Genomic DNA, 15,528 nt, shown 5'->3' with positions numbered 1-15,528 from the left:
TTTGTCTGAAATAACAGCTGGTCACAAGCCAAAAAACCGCTCATGCACCACATGAACGGTTTTGGGATGGATTTAGAATTGGCGCATCAATGTGCCTGATCCCAGTTATCACCAATACCGACTTCGACGACAAGCGGCACGGCAAAGTCCACCTGCCAGCCACGCACTGCTGCAAAGTCGTCCAGCACCGATTGCATGGCATCTTTGATGATGGCAGCAATGTCATCGGCTTTGTCTTGATCCACTTCAAATACCAGTTCATCATGCACTTGCAGTAGCAATTTGGCATGATCTTTTGGCAATACTTGATCGACGGCGATCATCGCAAGCTTGATGATTTCAGCGGCTGAGCCTTGTAGCGGTGCGTTGATGGCGGCACGCTCGGCAGCTTCTTTGATCATACGATTGCTGCTGTTGATGTCAGGCGAATATAGCTTACGACCCAGTAGCGTCTGTACATAGCCGTGTAGTTTGGCATGGGCTTTGGTGTTCTCCATATAGTCATGGATGGCAGGGTAGCGAGCAAAGTAGCGTTTGATATAATCCTGTGCCACCGCACGATCCACACCAAGCTGCTTGGCAAGCCCAAAGGCACTCATGCCGTACAATAGCCCAAAGTTCACCGCCTTAGCCGCTCGGCGTTCGTTCGATGTCACTTCATCAAGTGGCTTATTCATGATTTCACTGGCGGTGGCGGTGTGAATGTCTAACCCACGGTGAAAGGCATCAATCAGGCGTTCATCACCGCTAAAATGTGCCATCAAACGCAGCTCAATCTGTGAGTAGTCCGCCGCTAGGATGACACGACCTTTTGGCGCGATAAAGGCTTCACGGATCAGACGCCCTGTGTCGGTGCGAATCGGGATATTTTGTAAGTTTGGATCTGATGATGATAAGCGACCTGTGGTGGTCAATGCCTGATGGTAACTGGTGTGCACTCGGCTATCTTTATCGGCAGCACGAGCCAGTGCATCCGTGTAGGTGCTTTTGAGCTTGGATAGACTACGATGCTCAAGCACGACATCGACCAGCGGATGATCGATTTTGGCAAGGATGGCTTCGGATGTTGAGTATTGACCGGTTTTGGTTTTTTTGCCACCTGGTATGCCAAGCTTATCAAACAAAATCTCGCCAAGCTGTTTTGGGCTTGCTAGGTTAAACTGCTCACCGGCAAGCACTTCGGCACGCTGTTCAAGCCCCAAAATCTCAGTATCAAAGCGGTGCGACAGCGTACCAAGAAAATCGGTCGCAATCAAAATCCCATCATGCTCCATCTGTGCTAGAATCTGAGCCGTTGGGATTTCAAGCTCGTGCAATAGGCGATGTGCTGTGGCATCTTTGGATAGATATTGTGAAAATATGCTAAATAGCCTAAAGGTAATATCAGCATCTTCACAGGCATAGTGGGCAGCGATGTCGATGTCGATTTTATCAAAGGTGAGCTGCTTTGCACCTTTGCCTGCGATGTCTTCAAATGTGGTGGTCGTCACGCCCAGATAGTGACTTGCCAAGGCGTCCATATTATGACGCGTCGCGGTGTTGTTGATCACATAGCTGGCAAGCATGGTCTCAAATGCCCAATTATTCGGCGTGCTGTGAATATCTCCAATCAAATCAATGCCATAATTGGCAAAGATATGCGCATCATATTTGATATGCTGACCGATTTTGCCGATATTTGGGTTTTCTAAAATTGGCTTGAATTTTGCCAATACAGCATCGCGTGGCAGCTGATCATCGAGTAATACGCCCAAATCATCGACATGACCGACAGGGATATAATAAGCATCAAAGTTTTGGTAGGCGATGCTGATACCGACCAATTCGGCGTGTTGCCAGTTGATACTCGTGGTCTCAGTATCGATGGCAAAATACGGCACGCTATGAAGTTTGGCTAATAACTCATCAAGCTGATCCATTGTACTGATGGTCTGATAAGTCACAGGCTGTGATGGCAAGGTTGGTACGCTCATTGCATCGACGCTCTCATCAGCAAGTGCGTCAATTTCCTGAAAAGCTTGTGTAAACTGTGCTTCAAGTTCGGCATCCATCTTGGCAGCCACCGCATCGATGCTCTCATCATCGGCATGAAAGGCGGTTTCAAGCTTGGCAAGTTTGTCACTGATGGCGCTAATCTCTGTGCGAAACTCAAGCTCGCCAAATAAGCGATGCAGCTCATGCAGGCGAGACGGATCATCATCACCTTGAAGTTTGATATCATCAAATTCAAACGGCAAACGCAGATTGGTGACGATGGTTGCCAGTGTGCGATTGAGCGGAATCTCATCACGATGCTCGGCAAGATTTTTGCCCACCACGCCTTTGATGCTGTCCAGATTTGCCAAGATGCCATCGATGTCTTGGTATTCGGTGAGTAGTTTGGCGGCGGTCTTGGCACCGACTTTTGGGATACCTGCGATACCATCGGAAGTGTCCCCCATGAGCGTCAGGTAGTCGGCGATTTGGGTGGCAGTGACGCCAAATTTGTCGATGACTTGGGCAGGGTCAGTCAGCTTACCCGTGAAGCTGTCTTCGAGCGTCACGCAGTCATTGACCAGCTGTGCCATATCTTTATCACCAGTTGAGATGATCACTGGGTGTCCTGCTTGACACGCCTGATGGGCGAGTGTGCCAATGATATCATCCGCTTCAAAACCATCAAGTTTGATCAGGGGAATGCCAAGTAGCTCAATCATGCGATGAATGTAGGGAATCTGCACTCGCAAATCATCATCCATTGGTGGGCGGTGCGCCTTATAGCTGTCGGATAACTCATGGCGAAAGGTTGGCGCTTTGGTATCAAATGCCACTGCCATATATGCAGGCTTATAGCGACGCATGAGCTTATTTAGGGCGTTCAATACGCCACGGATGGCATTGGTCGGTAGGCCGTCTTTATTGGACAAAGGCGGTAGGCCAAAAAAACAGCGAAACAGATAATATGAGCCATCGACCAGCACCACAGGCGCGCGCGTGCTATCGATGTGGCTGGTGTCAAATTTGGCAAGGTTTGGGATGTTGGTATAGGCGGTCAAATCGGTCATGGGTGTGTTCTTATAATCAAGTGGGCTGTCAAATCAGCGGATATTATCACGAATCCACTCAGGATAGCGGACGGCAAGTTTGGCACAGACGGCTTTGGCGATAATTTGAATGATAAAGGCAAAGACAATCATCACGCCGATATAGATGGCGACTTCTAGCGTGCTTTTGTTATCCAGCCCAGCGTGTTGGCTGGCTGAGAATACCAATACGAAGCCAAGCACCATCATGGCATATTTGAGCCATAACTTACGCTGATAGACATTAAAAGCAATTAATAGTAAGCCAAGCAGTGCATAAATCACGGTAAGAGCCATAAAATTCCCATCGTCTAAATCGAATGTATGCCATCATTATAACAGTCAATACTGTCATTTCATACTCAAAAATTGCTTGATGTGTGCTATAATTTGGCATCATTTTTATCCAATTTTTGCCAAATTTAACCGAAATACAATTATGACCACACACCTATCCCAAATCCAGCGCCGCCGTACCTTTGCCATCATCTCCCACCCTGACGCAGGTAAAACCACCATGACTGAAAAGCTCCTGCTATGGGGGCAAGTCATTCAGACCGCAGGTGAAGTCAAATCCCGCAAAACCGACAAACACGCCACCTCTGACTGGATGAGCATGGAGCAAGAGCGTGGGATTTCTATCACCACCTCTGTCATGCAGTTCCCTTATGGCGATAACATGGTGAACTTGCTTGACACCCCCGGCCACGCCGACTTTAGTGAAGACACTTACCGTACGCTGACCGCGGTGGACAGTGCCTTGATGGTGATTGACGGCGCTAAGGGCGTAGAAGAGCGGACGATTAAGCTCATGGATGTCTGCCGTATGCGTGATACGCCAATCATCTCATTTGTTAATAAGCTAGACCGTGAAATCCGTGACCCTTTGGCACTGCTTGATGAAATTGAAAGCGTCCTAAAAATCAAATGCGTGCCGTTTACCTTTCCGATTGGTATGGGGCAGGATTTTGTTGGCGTGTATCATCTGGGCGAAAACAAAACTTACTTTTATAAAAAAGGCTTTGGCACACAAATCACCGACATCGAAGTGCGTGATGGCTATGAGCATGACGACATCAAAGAGCGACTGGGCGAGCTTGTGTGGAATAAGTTTGTGGAAGACTTGGAGCTTGCACAGATGGCACATGAAGACTGGGACGAAAGCGAGTTTTTGGCAGGTCGTCAGACGCCTGTACTGTTTGGTACGGCGTTGGGTAACTTTGGGGTGAATATGATTTTGGATGTGCTCACCCAATACGCCCCACCACCAAAAGACCATGAGACGCTTGAGCGTACGGTCAAAGCAGATGAGCCAGAATTTACCGGCTTTGTCTTTAAAATCCAAGCTAATATGGACCCCAAGCACCGAGACCGTGTTGCCTTTATGCGGATTTGCTCTGGGCGATATGAGCGTGGCATGAAGATGAATCATGTGCGTATCGGCAAAGAAGTGCGTGTGTCGGACGCTTTGATGTTCCTAGCGGGCGACCGTGAGACGCTGGACGAAGCTTATGCAGGTGATATCATTGGTCTGCACAACCATGGCACGATTCAGATTGGCGATAGCTTTACCAGTGGCGAGAATCTAAACTTTACGGGCATTCCGCACTTTGCTCCAGAGCTGTTTCGCCGTGTGGTGCTAAAAGACCCACTCAAATCCAAACAGCTTCAAAAAGGCTTGCAGCAGCTGTCCGAAGAAGGGGCGACGCAGGTATTTATGCCGCAAATCAATAATGATTTGATTCTAGGTGCGGTGGGTGTCTTGCAGTTTGAAGTGGTGGCACATCGCCTAGCCGAAGAATACAAAGTACAATGCACCTTTGAACCTGTGTCCATCGCGACCGTACGCTGGGTGCATTGTGATGACAAAGTGGCATTTGAAAAATTCAAGAAAAAAGCCCACGACCAACTGTCCGTAGATGGCGGTGGCTATCTGACTTATCTTGCCCCAAGCCGTGTCAATCTACAACTGATGCAAGAGCGTTATCCTGAAGTGGAGTTTCGTGCGACAAGGGAGCATTGATAAATATGACTGCTTTAAATAAAAACATCTCTTTGCCTAACGGTTATATTCGCATTAAACATTCAAAAGCATCGGAAGAGTATATTGCTGTTGAATTTAAATATGAAAATTTGATTTGGAAAGGTTGGATACCTGTGGAATATCGTAGAACAGGTATTTCTATTCAAGAAAATAATGATGACTTTTCAGAAATAAATAGTTATTTAAATTTGGTTTATGGGAATATGAACCCCAATAATTATCAGCTATGGCTAAAAGAACAAAATGAATTTTGGAGTAATAGTAAAGCAAAAGTAACTAAACCATTTTTTGATAGTTTAAAAACAGGTGGTTGGCAATGTGTGAAATGTACACTTCCAGCCAATCCTAATTGGGCACGAAGAATTCAAGATTTGAAAGAAATGGGTTATACATTAGCAACTGATATTAATCATTTTTGTGAAAACTGTAAGGAAAATACGACCCATTTGTTACTTGTACCTATTAAACGTGGCAATTTAATGGGAAATGGATATGAGACTTGGAGCAAAGAATTACGCAAGCGAATATTGCATATTTTGAAAAATATTGACGTATATGAAAATCGCCCTAATAGCCATGTATTACCAGACCATAAATTCTCTGAAATTCGTTGGGATGATAATACCAAATCTGAAAATCCTGATGACATGAGTGATGAAGAAATTAAACAGAAATTTCAATTGTTAAGTAATCAACGCAACCAACAGAAGCGTGAAGTATGTAGAACGTGTTTTCAAACGGGTAAACGCGGTGTAATCTTTGGCATCCCATTTTATTATCAGGGTACAGAAGATTGGGATGAAAATATTCCAAAAAAAGGAAAAGAAGCAGAAAAAGGTTGTATTGGTTGTGCTTGGTATGACATTGAAACTTGGCGTAAAAAATTGATTGAAAAGCTATCTAATTGATTTAAATAACTGCGAAAATATTTTATATTTCCGCAGTTATTTTTTTATAAGTTTAGCTGGTAATTTGCACTATATTTTCCACGTTTTTGAACTAGTGATTTTTTTTCAATTTCGGCAAGTGTTTCTTGTGATGAAATATTTAATAAAACTTGTTCTAATCTTGTATTTATTTTAATATTTCTTTCCGTTTTTCTGCGAATAATACCATAGCAACCAGTTGGGGAAATAAAAATATCATCTGGAACTTCTGATGAAACAATATTATACATATGCCCAAATGTAACATTTTCAGGTATTTCTGTGCAATTTATGGCAATGGAATTTGATAAATAAATAATACCTTTACTAAAATCATAGTATTTTGAACCTAATAAATCTTTTTCTATTCCCTGCAAAAAATTATCATATTCTTCCAAATATAAATTTTCAGGTTGCTTGATACGATAACCAATCCATTTTACCACTGGAATAGCCCAAGAATTACCAATTGCTTGGTATCGATTTGTTTTTCTTGCGCCATCAATGAGCGTATAGTTATCAGGAAATCCCATTAATCGTTCACATTCTAGTGGAGACAATCTGCGTAATTTATCATTTTGTGCGATAAATAGTGAACCATTATAAGCAGCAGCATTGCCATTCCATTTTGTACCATACGCTGAATACAAACAATCTGTAAATTCTCTAAATATTTCAAATTTAACATTATCTTTATAAAATACTAATTCTCTTTTAGGAAAAGTTATATTTTGAATATTGTGATTTTTAGGGTCATGTAATTCAAATAAAATATTTTCAGGGGAAATGTCTTTTCCGCCAGCGACGACATATAAACGTCTTCGCTGTTGCGGTAAACCAAAATATTTAGCATCTAATACACGCCATGCAACATTGCGTGTTTTTCCTTGTAATAAACCAGCAGAAGCCCATTTTTTATTTTCAATAACGGTATCTAGTCCTGCCAAAGAAGAAATAAAACAACCAAAAGCGTTAGTTTTGTCTGTTAAAACACCTTCTACATTTTCCCAAAATACAATCGTACGATTTTGCCCATTAGCTAAACGAATTTTATCATTTTCTTCAATAATATCAATAAATTTCAAAGTTAGATTACCGCGCTCATCGTCTAAACCATTTTTCCAACCTGCTAATGAAAATGCTTGACATGGTGTACCACCACAAATCAAATCAGGTGCAAAAATTTCATTATTTTTTAATAAGTTAGGAATATTATTCATATCACCCAAGTTGGGAATATTAGGGTATTTTTGTTTCAAAACACCTGATGGGAACTTTAAAATTTCAGAAAACCATTTAAATTCAAAACCTAAATCTTGCCAAGCTAATGAAGCTGCTTCAATTCCTGAACAAACGCTCCCCACAGTTTTAATTTGTTGCATTTTATTGCTCTGTCTCTGAATTATTGGAATGATATGTTTCTACTAATCTTTGTTTGGCAATTGTCGTTATAAAACTTTTTTCTGCCAACCAAGCAATTACAATATTTCTTACGATATCAGCATCGGAATCGCCTAGCTCGCCCTTAAATTTTTCTAGCAGCTCTGCTTGTTTGTCAGAAAAAGAAACTTGAATTTTTTTTACCATATAAAAACCAATTGGAATTAATTTGAATTCTTATTATAATCCTAATAGATTATAAAAACAACTACTTGAACAAAAAGACAAAGAAATTGAGCTGTTAAGACGATTGCTTGACGCTTAAAAGCACTGCATCTCATCGATCACCAACCCGCCCAAATGACCGCCAAGTTCTACCCATTGCCAACTGCCTAAGTATTGGCGTATGATGATGTCATAACGATAAAAGTCATAACAACAAAAAAGGATCATTATGAACATCTCAATCATCGGCCAAGGCAACATGGCCAACGCCATCAAATCCCATCTACAAGACGCCGGCCATACGGTCACGCTCATCGGTCGTGATGTCCCTGATACACTGGATTCATTGGTGATTTTGGCGATTCCGTATGCATCACATCAGCAGTTTGTGGCGGATAATCAGGCCAAGCTTAGCGATAAAATCATCATTGATATCTCAAATCCTGTTAATTTTCAGACGCTAGACACCTTGGTTGTGCCACAAGGCGAGTCAGCAGCAAGCTTGCTACAGCAGGCATTGCCATCATCACGCATCCTAAAGGCATTTAACACCACATCGGCATTTATGCTAAATGCCAAGAAAGTCGCCGATCGTGATGCGCCGACGGTACTGATCGCAGGCGATGACGCCGACGCCAAACACACACTCATCACCGCCTTACAAGGCTCAAACCTAAATGCTGTGGATGTCGGTAGCCTTCAGCAAGCCAAGCAGTTAGAAGCACTTGGGATGCTGCAGATGTATCTGGTCAAAAACGGCATCACTGCCAAGACGGGCGGATTCTCGCTCTTGGGCTTGACTTCGGATAAATAATCAATCACACCACAATAAACAGGAAAATGACATGAAATACACTCTAAAATCATTGGCGCTCCCCATGGCGGCAGCGATGCTAAGTGCTTGTGCTGCCACACCAAGCGTCACGCAGCCTGTCATCGTCAGCACAAATACACCATCAGTGACTCAGCAGGCGAGTGAAGCTGCCGTACGAGCCGTCATGCAGCGTTATCAGCAGGCGATGCGCACTGCTGATGTGGATGGGATTGCAAGCGTGCTGCATCCTGATGTGGTGACTACTTTTCAAGATCGCTTAACTGCCAAAGGCAAAGCACAGGTGCTACAAAATTATCAAGGTACCTTTGCGGCGATGGATTTTGGCACCATTGATTATGTGATTGATGACATCGTCGTCGATGACCAGCTGGCGATGGTGGCGACCATCCATCCTGTCGGCTCATATGTCACCAATAAAAAAGACGGCAGCCGACATCTGGATCATAACCGTGAACTGTTTATCCTAAAACACTCTCAAGGCGATTGGCTGATTTATCGTTATATGTACAACCAAACGCCAGAGCAGGCACGATGATTGTACTTGCTTTGGTCAGCTAAGCGGTTATAATACAGTGGGGCGTGATGCGTCCCATTTTTATTATAAAAAAAGGTGGTCATCGGTGAAATCATACATAGACACAGGCTCATTTCTCGGCTCGCTATGGATGGTGGTCGCTGCGGTATGTTTTTGTACGATGGGTATTTTGGTCAAGGCGGCAGGCGGTCGATTTGCCATGCACGAGTACGAACTGGTGTTTTGGCGAGTGATTTTTGCTACGATTGTGCTTGGTGTGCAGGCGTGTATCGCCAAACAAAGCTTTGCCACCGATTATCCCAAAGCACATTTTTGGCGATCGTTGGCAGGTACGCTTGGTCTTGTGATGTTCTTTTTTGGCTTGGTGCATCTGCCTTTGGCGACAGCGATTACTTTTAATTATACTTCCAGTCTATTTTTGGCACTGTTTTCGGTGCTGATTTTGAAGCAATATCCATCGGGACTGACTTGGTTTGCTTTGATGCTTGGCTTGGCGGGTATTGGCTTGATTTTGCAGCCGAGTATCTTGGGACATGGATGGCTGCCGACTTTGGTGGGCTTGGGCAGTGGTGCGGTGGCAGGCTATGCCTATCTACAGGTGCGAGAGCTGTCGCTACTTGGTGAGCCGTCGTGGCGGATTGTGTTTTATTTTTCGGCATTGGCAAGCGTGGTGACTTTTATCATCAGTACCATCAAGGGCTGGACGATGATCAGCGTGGAGATGGTGCCGTATTTATTGGGCATTGGGCTGTCGGCGATGTTTGGGCAGTTGGCAATGACTCATGCTTATAAGGTCGGCCGTAAATTCATGGTGTCTGCTTTGGCATATCTGACCGTTGTGCTATCCACCTTGTACGGGGTCATCGCCTTTGATGAGATGCTACCGATGATGGCGATGGTGGGGATTGGGCTTGTGATTGCTAGTGGCATTTTGGCAGGCAAAAAATAAACACCAACACCGCAAATCCCAAAAAATCAGTCAGCTATGCTACAATAGCCAATCCATTGACAATGACTCAAAATACATCATGCTCACCTGCCCAATCTGCCAACAGTCTTTGACACTCACCCAAAAAAGCTACCGCTGCCCATCCAATCATAGTTTTGATATCGCCAAAGAAGGCTATGTCAATCTGCATGTCGTCCAGCACAAAAAGAGCAAAAATCCTGGTGATACGCCCGAGTCGGTGGCAGCACGGCGAGCGTTTTTGTCAGCAGGATATTATCAGCCGCTCAAGATGGGCGTACAGCATATCATCAGTCGCTTATCGGCACGCACGGTGCTTGATATCGGCTGCGGTGAAGGCTATTATACCGAAGCGCTTGGGCAAGTAGCACAAACTGTCATTGGCGTGGATATCGCCAAATCTGCTGTGCAAGCCGCCGCCAAAGCCCATAAAAGCAGCACTAACATCACTTGGGTGGTCGGCACAGGCGCGGTACTGCCTGTGGCAGATGGCAGTATCGATGTCTGCACGAGTCTATTTAGCCCACTACCAAAAGATGAGATGCTAAGGGTGCTGCAGCCAACGGGTCATCTGATCGTAGCAACCCCTGCACCCAACCATCTGTATGCCATGCGTGAAGCATTATTTGGTCAAGTGATACCGCATGAGCCAGAGAAGTTCATCGCAAGTCTGGCGCCTGAATTTGAGCTTGTGGATGAGCATCTGATGATGAGTGAGTTTAATTTAGATAATGCCATGCTTAAGCATCTGATTGCCATGACACCTTATGCCTACAAGGCAAAAGCTGACAAACGAGCCGAGCTTGAACGCTTTGATACGCTTGATGTGCGTGGCGAATTTTGTGTGTATGTGTTTAAAAAGGCGGTGAGATGATGGGGCAGATGACGCGATTTTTTGGCAAGATCAGTATTGTTGCAGGTGCTATGGCAGTGATTTTGGCAAGTGCAGGCTGTGCCAATCTGCCAAACACCACACCAAGCCAAGCACCAGTCACAACCCAAACCACAACCACAACCGCCCAAAGTTATGCGCAGTATGACTTTGCCATCTTATTACCGATGGCGCAGGCATATCTATACTCACAAGCAGGACAGGCGTATGATGTCGCCTTGCGCGATGAGTTTATCCGCTTTGTTAATCATCATCACTTGGTCGGACATGATGGCGCAAGATTGCAGCTGAATGCAGATGGTACAGGCAGTTTTTTGGATGAATACAAATACTGGCTGAATCTTGCGGTGAATATGGCGTACCATCAAGGCGGTGACTTGCACGCGTATGAATTTCTTGCGCAGAAAAAAGATAAAAATCCGTATTATATCGATGATTTTCAAGGATTTATCAATAAGCAAGTAACAATGACAAGCTGCACCGCACCTGATCGCTGCACGGATGCGCCCGTGATCAGTAAACTTAGCCAAAACAGCAACAGCACTTGGCTGATCCGTGATGGCGCGCGCTATGATCATGCCTTGATGGCGATGATAATCGCTGCCAAACTGCGTGCTGATGGCAAGCGGGTGAATTTTGGGCTGTTTTGGTGAGTGAGAAAAATCCCAAAGTGTTGATACTTTGGGATTTTTTTGGTAAATTTAAGCAAGATTGGTTGGTTTATTTTGGCTCAACCAAAATCTTAACTTGGCTTTTTTCTTTGACCAGTGCCTCAAAGCCTTCTTCAACGATATTTTCAAGCTTGATGCGTTTGGTTACAAGCTTATCTTTGCTAAAGTAGCCTTGTTCCATCAGTTTTAGCACCGCAGGGAAGACATCACGATAGGCGATGATGCCTTTGACGGTTTTTTCTTTGATGACGATTTCGTTCGGGTGGATAGACGCTTCACCTTCCCAGATACTGACAATCACGCATTCGCCGTCATTTTTGATGGCTTCAATAGACTGCTTAAGCACAGGGGCGACGCCTGTGACTTCAAATGACACATCCGCACCACCACCTGTTAGGCGTTTGATTTCGGCGACAGCGTCCACTTTGGCAGGGTCAATGACGATGGCACCAAGCTCAGTGGCTTTGGCTTGGCGTTCGGTGGATAATTCTACGGCATAAATGTCGGTTGCACCCGCTGCACGCAAGGCTTCAATGACCAATAGACCAATCGGGCCACAGCCAAACACGGCAGCAGTATCGCCAGCTTTTAGCTTACTTTGACGCACCGCATATAGGGCGACGGCCGCAGGCTCGGTCAAGGCACCTTGTTCATAGTCAATGCTGTCAGGTAGCTTGTGCACAAGCTCGGCATCCACCACACAAAATTCAGCAAAGCCACCATCAGCCATCAAACCGACAAAGCCTAGGTTTTCGTCTAGGTTGTATTTGCCTGTTAGACCGTTTTTGGCAAGGATTGGCTCAACGGTGACGCGGTCGCCCACTTGTACACCCGTCACATCGCTACCGACTTCCACGATTTCGCCAGCAAATTCGTGACCCATGGTGATGGGGGCTTTTTGACCTGAGTAAGGGTGGTTGTCTTTGGTTGGGATAAAAATTGGACCACCTAGGTATTCGTGCAAATCAGAACCACAAATGCCTGTGTATTTGACGGCGATTTTGACTTGATGGGCTTTTGGGCTAGGGATAGGAGCGGTTTCAACACGGATATCACGCTGACCGTACCAGCGAGCGACTTTCATACTCATAATTCGTTTCCTTAGGAAAAAAACAAGTAGACAAAAATATATGGATAAAACAAGTGGACAAAAATGGCACCAAAAAATATTGGCACAATTGACTTTGGGGCAATTTTTGCGTTATCAAGGGTAATTTTCAATTTTTAATATGATTTGTGGTTTTTTGATTTGTGATTTTTAAGGGTGGGCTGATGGTGCTTAGCCAAAAATCCATCGCAATCATTGATTGATAAAATAAAAAAAACACTTATAAACTTAAAATCTGCTATACTATTATAAATTTTTAGGATTGTTTTAGGGGTTTATCTAGTACAGCCCCAAAATTTTTATTGGAGAAAATAATGGTGAAAAAATTACTTTCTAGTATGGTTTTAATGACAGCATTGAGTTTAGGTCTTACAGGCTGTGCAACAACGATACTCTTCCAAGAAACAAATGGAGCTATACGGTCTACTGAAAAAGCTGAAAAATTTGCAGAAGATAATGTGGCAGGTTTTGTGATACAACCTGATGGAAAGCTAATGATGGTGGGCGAAAATTATGTGTATGTTTTTAATGACAATACAGACAGTCAACAGTTAAAGAAAATCTTAGAGACTCCTGAATTTTTGAAACTCAAAGAAATGTCTTGGTCTATTTATGACGATATCTATCAAAATAGTACAGCTCATAGCCTGAAATATAATCCAACTAATAATAGTTTTAGTTTAAATGCAAGATTTAAATTTAAACTGCATAGTAAACAAGAAGCAGAATTATTAAACAAACTCGGTTTTTATTCAGGGCGTTCTTATGGTCGTTTCTTTGAAGATGGTTTAAGCGATGATGAGTTTAAAAATTTGCAAGATGTAAGTGGTTATAAGTTAAATTTGGATGGTACATTATACGCACATAATGAATCATCACAAAAATTACTCAAACAAGTTAAGCCATTGAGTAAAAAATATAATTTCACCATTCTAACCTACAAAGAAGAAAGTAGTGTGCATACAGGTCTAATGGCGAAAAGAATTGCATTATTGCCTTTTGCAATAGCGGCAGATGTTGTACTCTTGCCAGTGAACCTTATTTGGGCTTTGGATGGTTTTGAAAATCCATTTAAACCATAATTTTACAGGAAAATTTTATGTTAGATGAGACAGGCGTGGAATTTTTGTATCAGCCCTATGAGATTACACCTTATGTCTTTGGGATGCCGTCACTGCACCTAAGCTATGCCGAACTTAAAGACATTCTAAAATCTCAATACCTAAAATAATCAAAATCAGCACACCATGTTCATAATGACTTGGTGTGTTTTTTTATAAAAATTTCGATAAAATTGTGCTATGATAATGACAATTTTTTATGAATTGCATGGATTATAACAATGTCAAATCCAATGACCAAAGACGAATTTTTACAATTCAAACACCGTGGCTACAGCCATGTACCACTCATCAAAAAACGCCTGATGGACGATGCGACACCAGTATCGGTATTTGCCAATATTCGCAAACTAAACCCAAAAGCTTATTTGTTTGAGTCGGTGGTCGGCGGTGAGCGTTTTGCTCGTTATTCGATGATTGGGCTTGGCAAGGGTGTGTATTTTGAATACCAAGATGGCGTGATGAAAGTTGGCAGTGAGCTGGTTGGCGTGGTGTCGAGCACCCAGACGGACAAGCCATTTGATGAAATCCGCAAATTCATGGCGCAGTTTACCATGCCGACGGTGGAAGATGTGCCTGCTTTGCCGGTGTTTAGCGGTGGTTTGGTGGGGTATTTTGGTTATGATTTGATTCGCACCATTGAGCCATCGGTGGGGCAGTCGGATGCGCCCAATCCGCTGAATCTGCCTGACTTGTGGCTGATGTTATCGACCGAAGTGGTGGTGTTTGATAATCTTGAGCATACTTTATCTATCGTCGTCTATGCCAATAGCGAGCTTGAAAATGGCTATGAAGATGGACTGGCGCGCCTAGCTGCGATCGAACAAGCGCTGGGACAGCGACCTGATTTGACCACGACCACACAGCCTAAGCCAAACTTTGTGTCTGTCACAGGTCAAGATAAGTTCTGCAAGGATGTCAATAAAATCAAAGACTACATCCTAGCAGGTGATGTCATGCAAGTCGTGCCTGCGCAGCGTATGACGGCGGATTTTGATGGTGATGCCTTGAGTGTGTATCGAGCGCTGCGTTATCTGAACCCATCGCCGTATTTGTTTATGCTGCACGGTGAAACCTTTGGGGTAGGCAAATCGCCATTTGATATCATTGGGGCATCGCCTGAGATTTTATCTCGTATCGAAGATGGTACGGTCACGGTGCGACCACTGGCAGGCACTCGCCGTCGTGGGCGTGATGTGGCAGAGGATTTGGCACTTGAGGCAGAACTGCTGTCCGACCAAAAAGAAATCGCCGAGCATCTGATGCTGATTGACCTTGGGCGTAATGACATCGGACGAGTATGTGAAATCGGCTCGGTCAAGGTGACGGATAAGATGTTTATCGAACGCTACTCGCAGGTGATGCATATCGCCAGCAATGTTGAAGGGCGGGTGCGTGACGATGTCGATGCGCTCGATGTGTTTTGTGCGACTTTTCCGGCAGGTACACTGTCGGGTGCGCCCAAAATCCGAGCCATGCAGATCATTGATGAAGTTGAGCCTGTCCGCCGTACGGTGTTTGGTGGGGCGATTGGCTATTTGGGCTGGCATGGCAATATGGATACGGCGATTGCCATTCGCACCGCAGTGATGAAAGATGGCAAGGTGCATGTCCAAGCAGGGGCAGGCGTGGTAGCAGATTCTGACCCGATGGCAGAATGGGATGAGACCAACAAAAAAGCCCTTGCCATCATCAAAGCGGTCGAGATGGCGTGTGATGGGCTTGAGATTGGGTAACAAAAAAATGGCTTATTGTGTAATAA

16 protein-coding genes are annotated in these 15,528 nt (G+C 44.2%); 10 read left to right on the top strand and 6 right to left on the bottom strand.

Going from position 1 to position 15,528, the window contains the following annotated elements:
• Window positions 1-86: 86 nt before the first annotated feature.
• Both polA and NKU06_RS02875 read right to left on the bottom strand, forming a co-directional pair.
• Window positions 87-3,044, bottom strand: a complete 2,958-nt coding sequence (gene polA, locus NKU06_RS02880; RefSeq protein WP_254728628.1) for a DNA polymerase I — start codon at window positions 3,042-3,044, stop codon at window positions 87-89.
• Window positions 3,045-3,077: 33 nt separating this feature from the next.
• Window positions 3,078-3,359, bottom strand: a complete 282-nt coding sequence (locus tag NKU06_RS02875) for a hypothetical protein (protein ID WP_254728626.1) — start codon at window positions 3,357-3,359, stop codon at window positions 3,078-3,080.
• 142 nt (window positions 3,360-3,501) lie between these two features.
• Between NKU06_RS02875 and NKU06_RS02870 the strand changes: the two genes are divergently transcribed.
• Window positions 3,502-5,085 (top strand): peptide chain release factor 3, encoded by a 1,584-nt coding sequence (locus tag NKU06_RS02870; RefSeq protein ID WP_103034497.1) that lies wholly within the window; start codon window positions 3,502-3,504, stop codon window positions 5,083-5,085.
• A gap of 5 nt (window positions 5,086-5,090) precedes the next feature.
• Window positions 5,091-6,014, top strand: a complete 924-nt coding sequence (locus tag NKU06_RS02865; protein WP_254728624.1) for a hypothetical protein — start codon at window positions 5,091-5,093, stop codon at window positions 6,012-6,014.
• 44 nt (window positions 6,015-6,058) lie between these two features.
• On the opposite strand, the gene NKU06_RS02860 is transcribed toward NKU06_RS02865, so the two are convergent.
• The 3 genes from NKU06_RS02860 to NKU06_RS02850 all read right to left on the bottom strand — a co-directional run bounded on the left by NKU06_RS02860 (window position 6,059) and on the right by NKU06_RS02850 (window position 7,874).
• Window positions 6,059-7,414: a DNA cytosine methyltransferase gene (locus NKU06_RS02860; RefSeq protein WP_254728622.1), complete on the bottom strand. Its 1,356-nt coding sequence runs from the start codon at window positions 7,412-7,414 to the stop codon at window positions 6,059-6,061.
• Window position 7,415: 1 nt separating this feature from the next.
• Window positions 7,416-7,619 (bottom strand): hypothetical protein, encoded by a 204-nt coding sequence (locus NKU06_RS02855; protein WP_254728620.1) that lies wholly within the window; start codon window positions 7,617-7,619, stop codon window positions 7,416-7,418.
• A gap of 114 nt (window positions 7,620-7,733) precedes the next feature.
• Complete coding sequence (locus tag NKU06_RS02850) at window positions 7,734-7,874, bottom strand: hypothetical protein (protein WP_254769564.1); 141 nt, start codon at window positions 7,872-7,874, stop codon at window positions 7,734-7,736.
• Here NKU06_RS02850 and NKU06_RS02845 point away from each other — a divergent pair.
• The 5 genes from NKU06_RS02845 to NKU06_RS02825 all read left to right on the top strand — a co-directional run bounded on the left by NKU06_RS02845 (window position 7,867) and on the right by NKU06_RS02825 (window position 11,519).
• Window positions 7,867-8,451, top strand: a complete 585-nt coding sequence (locus NKU06_RS02845) for an NADPH-dependent F420 reductase (protein WP_254728618.1) — start codon at window positions 7,867-7,869, stop codon at window positions 8,449-8,451. The two genes, NKU06_RS02850 and NKU06_RS02845, sit on opposite strands and share 8 nt — an antisense overlap.
• A gap of 31 nt (window positions 8,452-8,482) precedes the next feature.
• A complete protein-coding gene (locus NKU06_RS02840) occupies window positions 8,483-9,007 on the top strand; it encodes an SgcJ/EcaC family oxidoreductase (protein ID WP_254728616.1) in 525 nt (174 codons plus the stop codon).
• An 85-nt stretch (window positions 9,008-9,092) separates the two neighbouring features.
• Complete coding sequence (locus NKU06_RS02835) at window positions 9,093-9,956, top strand: DMT family transporter (protein ID WP_254728614.1); 864 nt, start codon at window positions 9,093-9,095, stop codon at window positions 9,954-9,956.
• Between the two features lie 79 nt (window positions 9,957-10,035).
• On the top strand, window positions 10,036-10,848 hold the full coding sequence (locus NKU06_RS02830; RefSeq protein WP_254732118.1) for a putative RNA methyltransferase: 813 nt from the start codon (window positions 10,036-10,038) through the stop codon (window positions 10,846-10,848).
• Entirely contained in the window at window positions 10,848-11,519 is a 672-nt protein-coding gene (locus NKU06_RS02825) for a hypothetical protein (RefSeq protein WP_254728612.1), read from the top strand. Before NKU06_RS02830 ends, NKU06_RS02825 begins: the two co-directional genes overlap by 1 nt.
• A 67-nt stretch (window positions 11,520-11,586) precedes the next feature.
• Here NKU06_RS02825 and NKU06_RS02820 read toward each other — a convergent pair whose 3' ends face one another.
• Window positions 11,587-12,627 carry a 2,3-butanediol dehydrogenase gene (locus tag NKU06_RS02820; protein ID WP_304442091.1) on the bottom strand — a complete coding sequence of 347 codons (1,041 nt, stop codon included), beginning with the start codon at window positions 12,625-12,627 and terminating at the stop codon, window positions 11,587-11,589.
• Window positions 12,628-12,962: 335 nt separating this feature from the next.
• Here NKU06_RS02820 and NKU06_RS02815 point away from each other — a divergent pair, with 335 nt between their 5' ends.
• From NKU06_RS02815 to NKU06_RS02805, 3 genes are all read left to right on the top strand, one after another.
• Window positions 12,963-13,727 carry a hypothetical protein gene (locus NKU06_RS02815; protein ID WP_254728611.1) on the top strand — a complete coding sequence of 255 codons (765 nt, stop codon included), beginning with the start codon at window positions 12,963-12,965 and terminating at the stop codon, window positions 13,725-13,727.
• Window positions 13,728-13,744: 17 nt separating this feature from the next.
• Window positions 13,745-13,876 carry a DUF3298 domain-containing protein gene (locus tag NKU06_RS02810; RefSeq protein ID WP_254728609.1) on the top strand — a complete coding sequence of 44 codons (132 nt, stop codon included), beginning with the start codon at window positions 13,745-13,747 and terminating at the stop codon, window positions 13,874-13,876.
• Between the two features lie 123 nt (window positions 13,877-13,999).
• Window positions 14,000-15,502, top strand: a complete 1,503-nt coding sequence (locus tag NKU06_RS02805) for an anthranilate synthase component I family protein (protein WP_371928031.1) — start codon at window positions 14,000-14,002, stop codon at window positions 15,500-15,502.
• The last annotated feature ends 26 nt before the right edge of the window (window positions 15,503-15,528 follow it).

Source organism: Moraxella sp. FZLJ2109, from assembly GCF_024296965.1.
Taxonomy (GTDB): Bacteria; Pseudomonadota; Gammaproteobacteria; order Pseudomonadales; family Moraxellaceae; genus Moraxella.
The sequence above is the reverse complement of the archived record's forward strand: the minus strand, read 5'-3'. Positions and strand labels throughout refer to the sequence as shown.

Excerpts from the sequence above, each read along its gene's own strand:
- polA (WP_254728628.1), bottom strand. The coding sequence starts at position 3,044 with ATGACCGATTTGACCGCCTATACCAACATCCCAAACCTTGCCAAATTT.
- NKU06_RS02875 (WP_254728626.1), bottom strand. The coding sequence starts at position 3,359 with ATGGCTCTTACCGTGATTTATGCACTGCTTGGCTTACTATTAATTGCT.
- NKU06_RS02870 (WP_103034497.1), top strand. The coding sequence starts at position 3,502 with ATGACCACACACCTATCCCAAATCCAGCGCCGCCGTACCTTTGCCATC.
- NKU06_RS02865 (WP_254728624.1), top strand. The coding sequence starts at position 5,091 with ATGACTGCTTTAAATAAAAACATCTCTTTGCCTAACGGTTATATTCGC.
- NKU06_RS02860 (WP_254728622.1), bottom strand. The coding sequence starts at position 7,414 with ATGCAACAAATTAAAACTGTGGGGAGCGTTTGTTCAGGAATTGAAGCA.
- NKU06_RS02855 (WP_254728620.1), bottom strand. The coding sequence starts at position 7,619 with ATGGTAAAAAAAATTCAAGTTTCTTTTTCTGACAAACAAGCAGAGCTG.
- NKU06_RS02845 (WP_254728618.1), top strand. The coding sequence starts at position 7,867 with ATGAACATCTCAATCATCGGCCAAGGCAACATGGCCAACGCCATCAAA.
- NKU06_RS02850 (WP_254769564.1), bottom strand. The coding sequence starts at position 7,874 with ATGTTCATAATGATCCTTTTTTGTTGTTATGACTTTTATCGTTATGAC.
- NKU06_RS02840 (WP_254728616.1), top strand. The coding sequence starts at position 8,483 with ATGAAATACACTCTAAAATCATTGGCGCTCCCCATGGCGGCAGCGATG.
- NKU06_RS02830 (WP_254732118.1), top strand. The coding sequence starts at position 10,036 with ATGCTCACCTGCCCAATCTGCCAACAGTCTTTGACACTCACCCAAAAA.
- NKU06_RS02825 (WP_254728612.1), top strand. The coding sequence starts at position 10,848 with ATGGGGCAGATGACGCGATTTTTTGGCAAGATCAGTATTGTTGCAGGT.
- NKU06_RS02820 (WP_304442091.1), bottom strand. The coding sequence starts at position 12,627 with ATGAGTATGAAAGTCGCTCGCTGGTACGGTCAGCGTGATATCCGTGTT.
- NKU06_RS02810 (WP_254728609.1), top strand. The coding sequence starts at position 13,745 with ATGTTAGATGAGACAGGCGTGGAATTTTTGTATCAGCCCTATGAGATT.
- NKU06_RS02805 (WP_371928031.1), top strand. The coding sequence starts at position 14,000 with ATGACCAAAGACGAATTTTTACAATTCAAACACCGTGGCTACAGCCAT.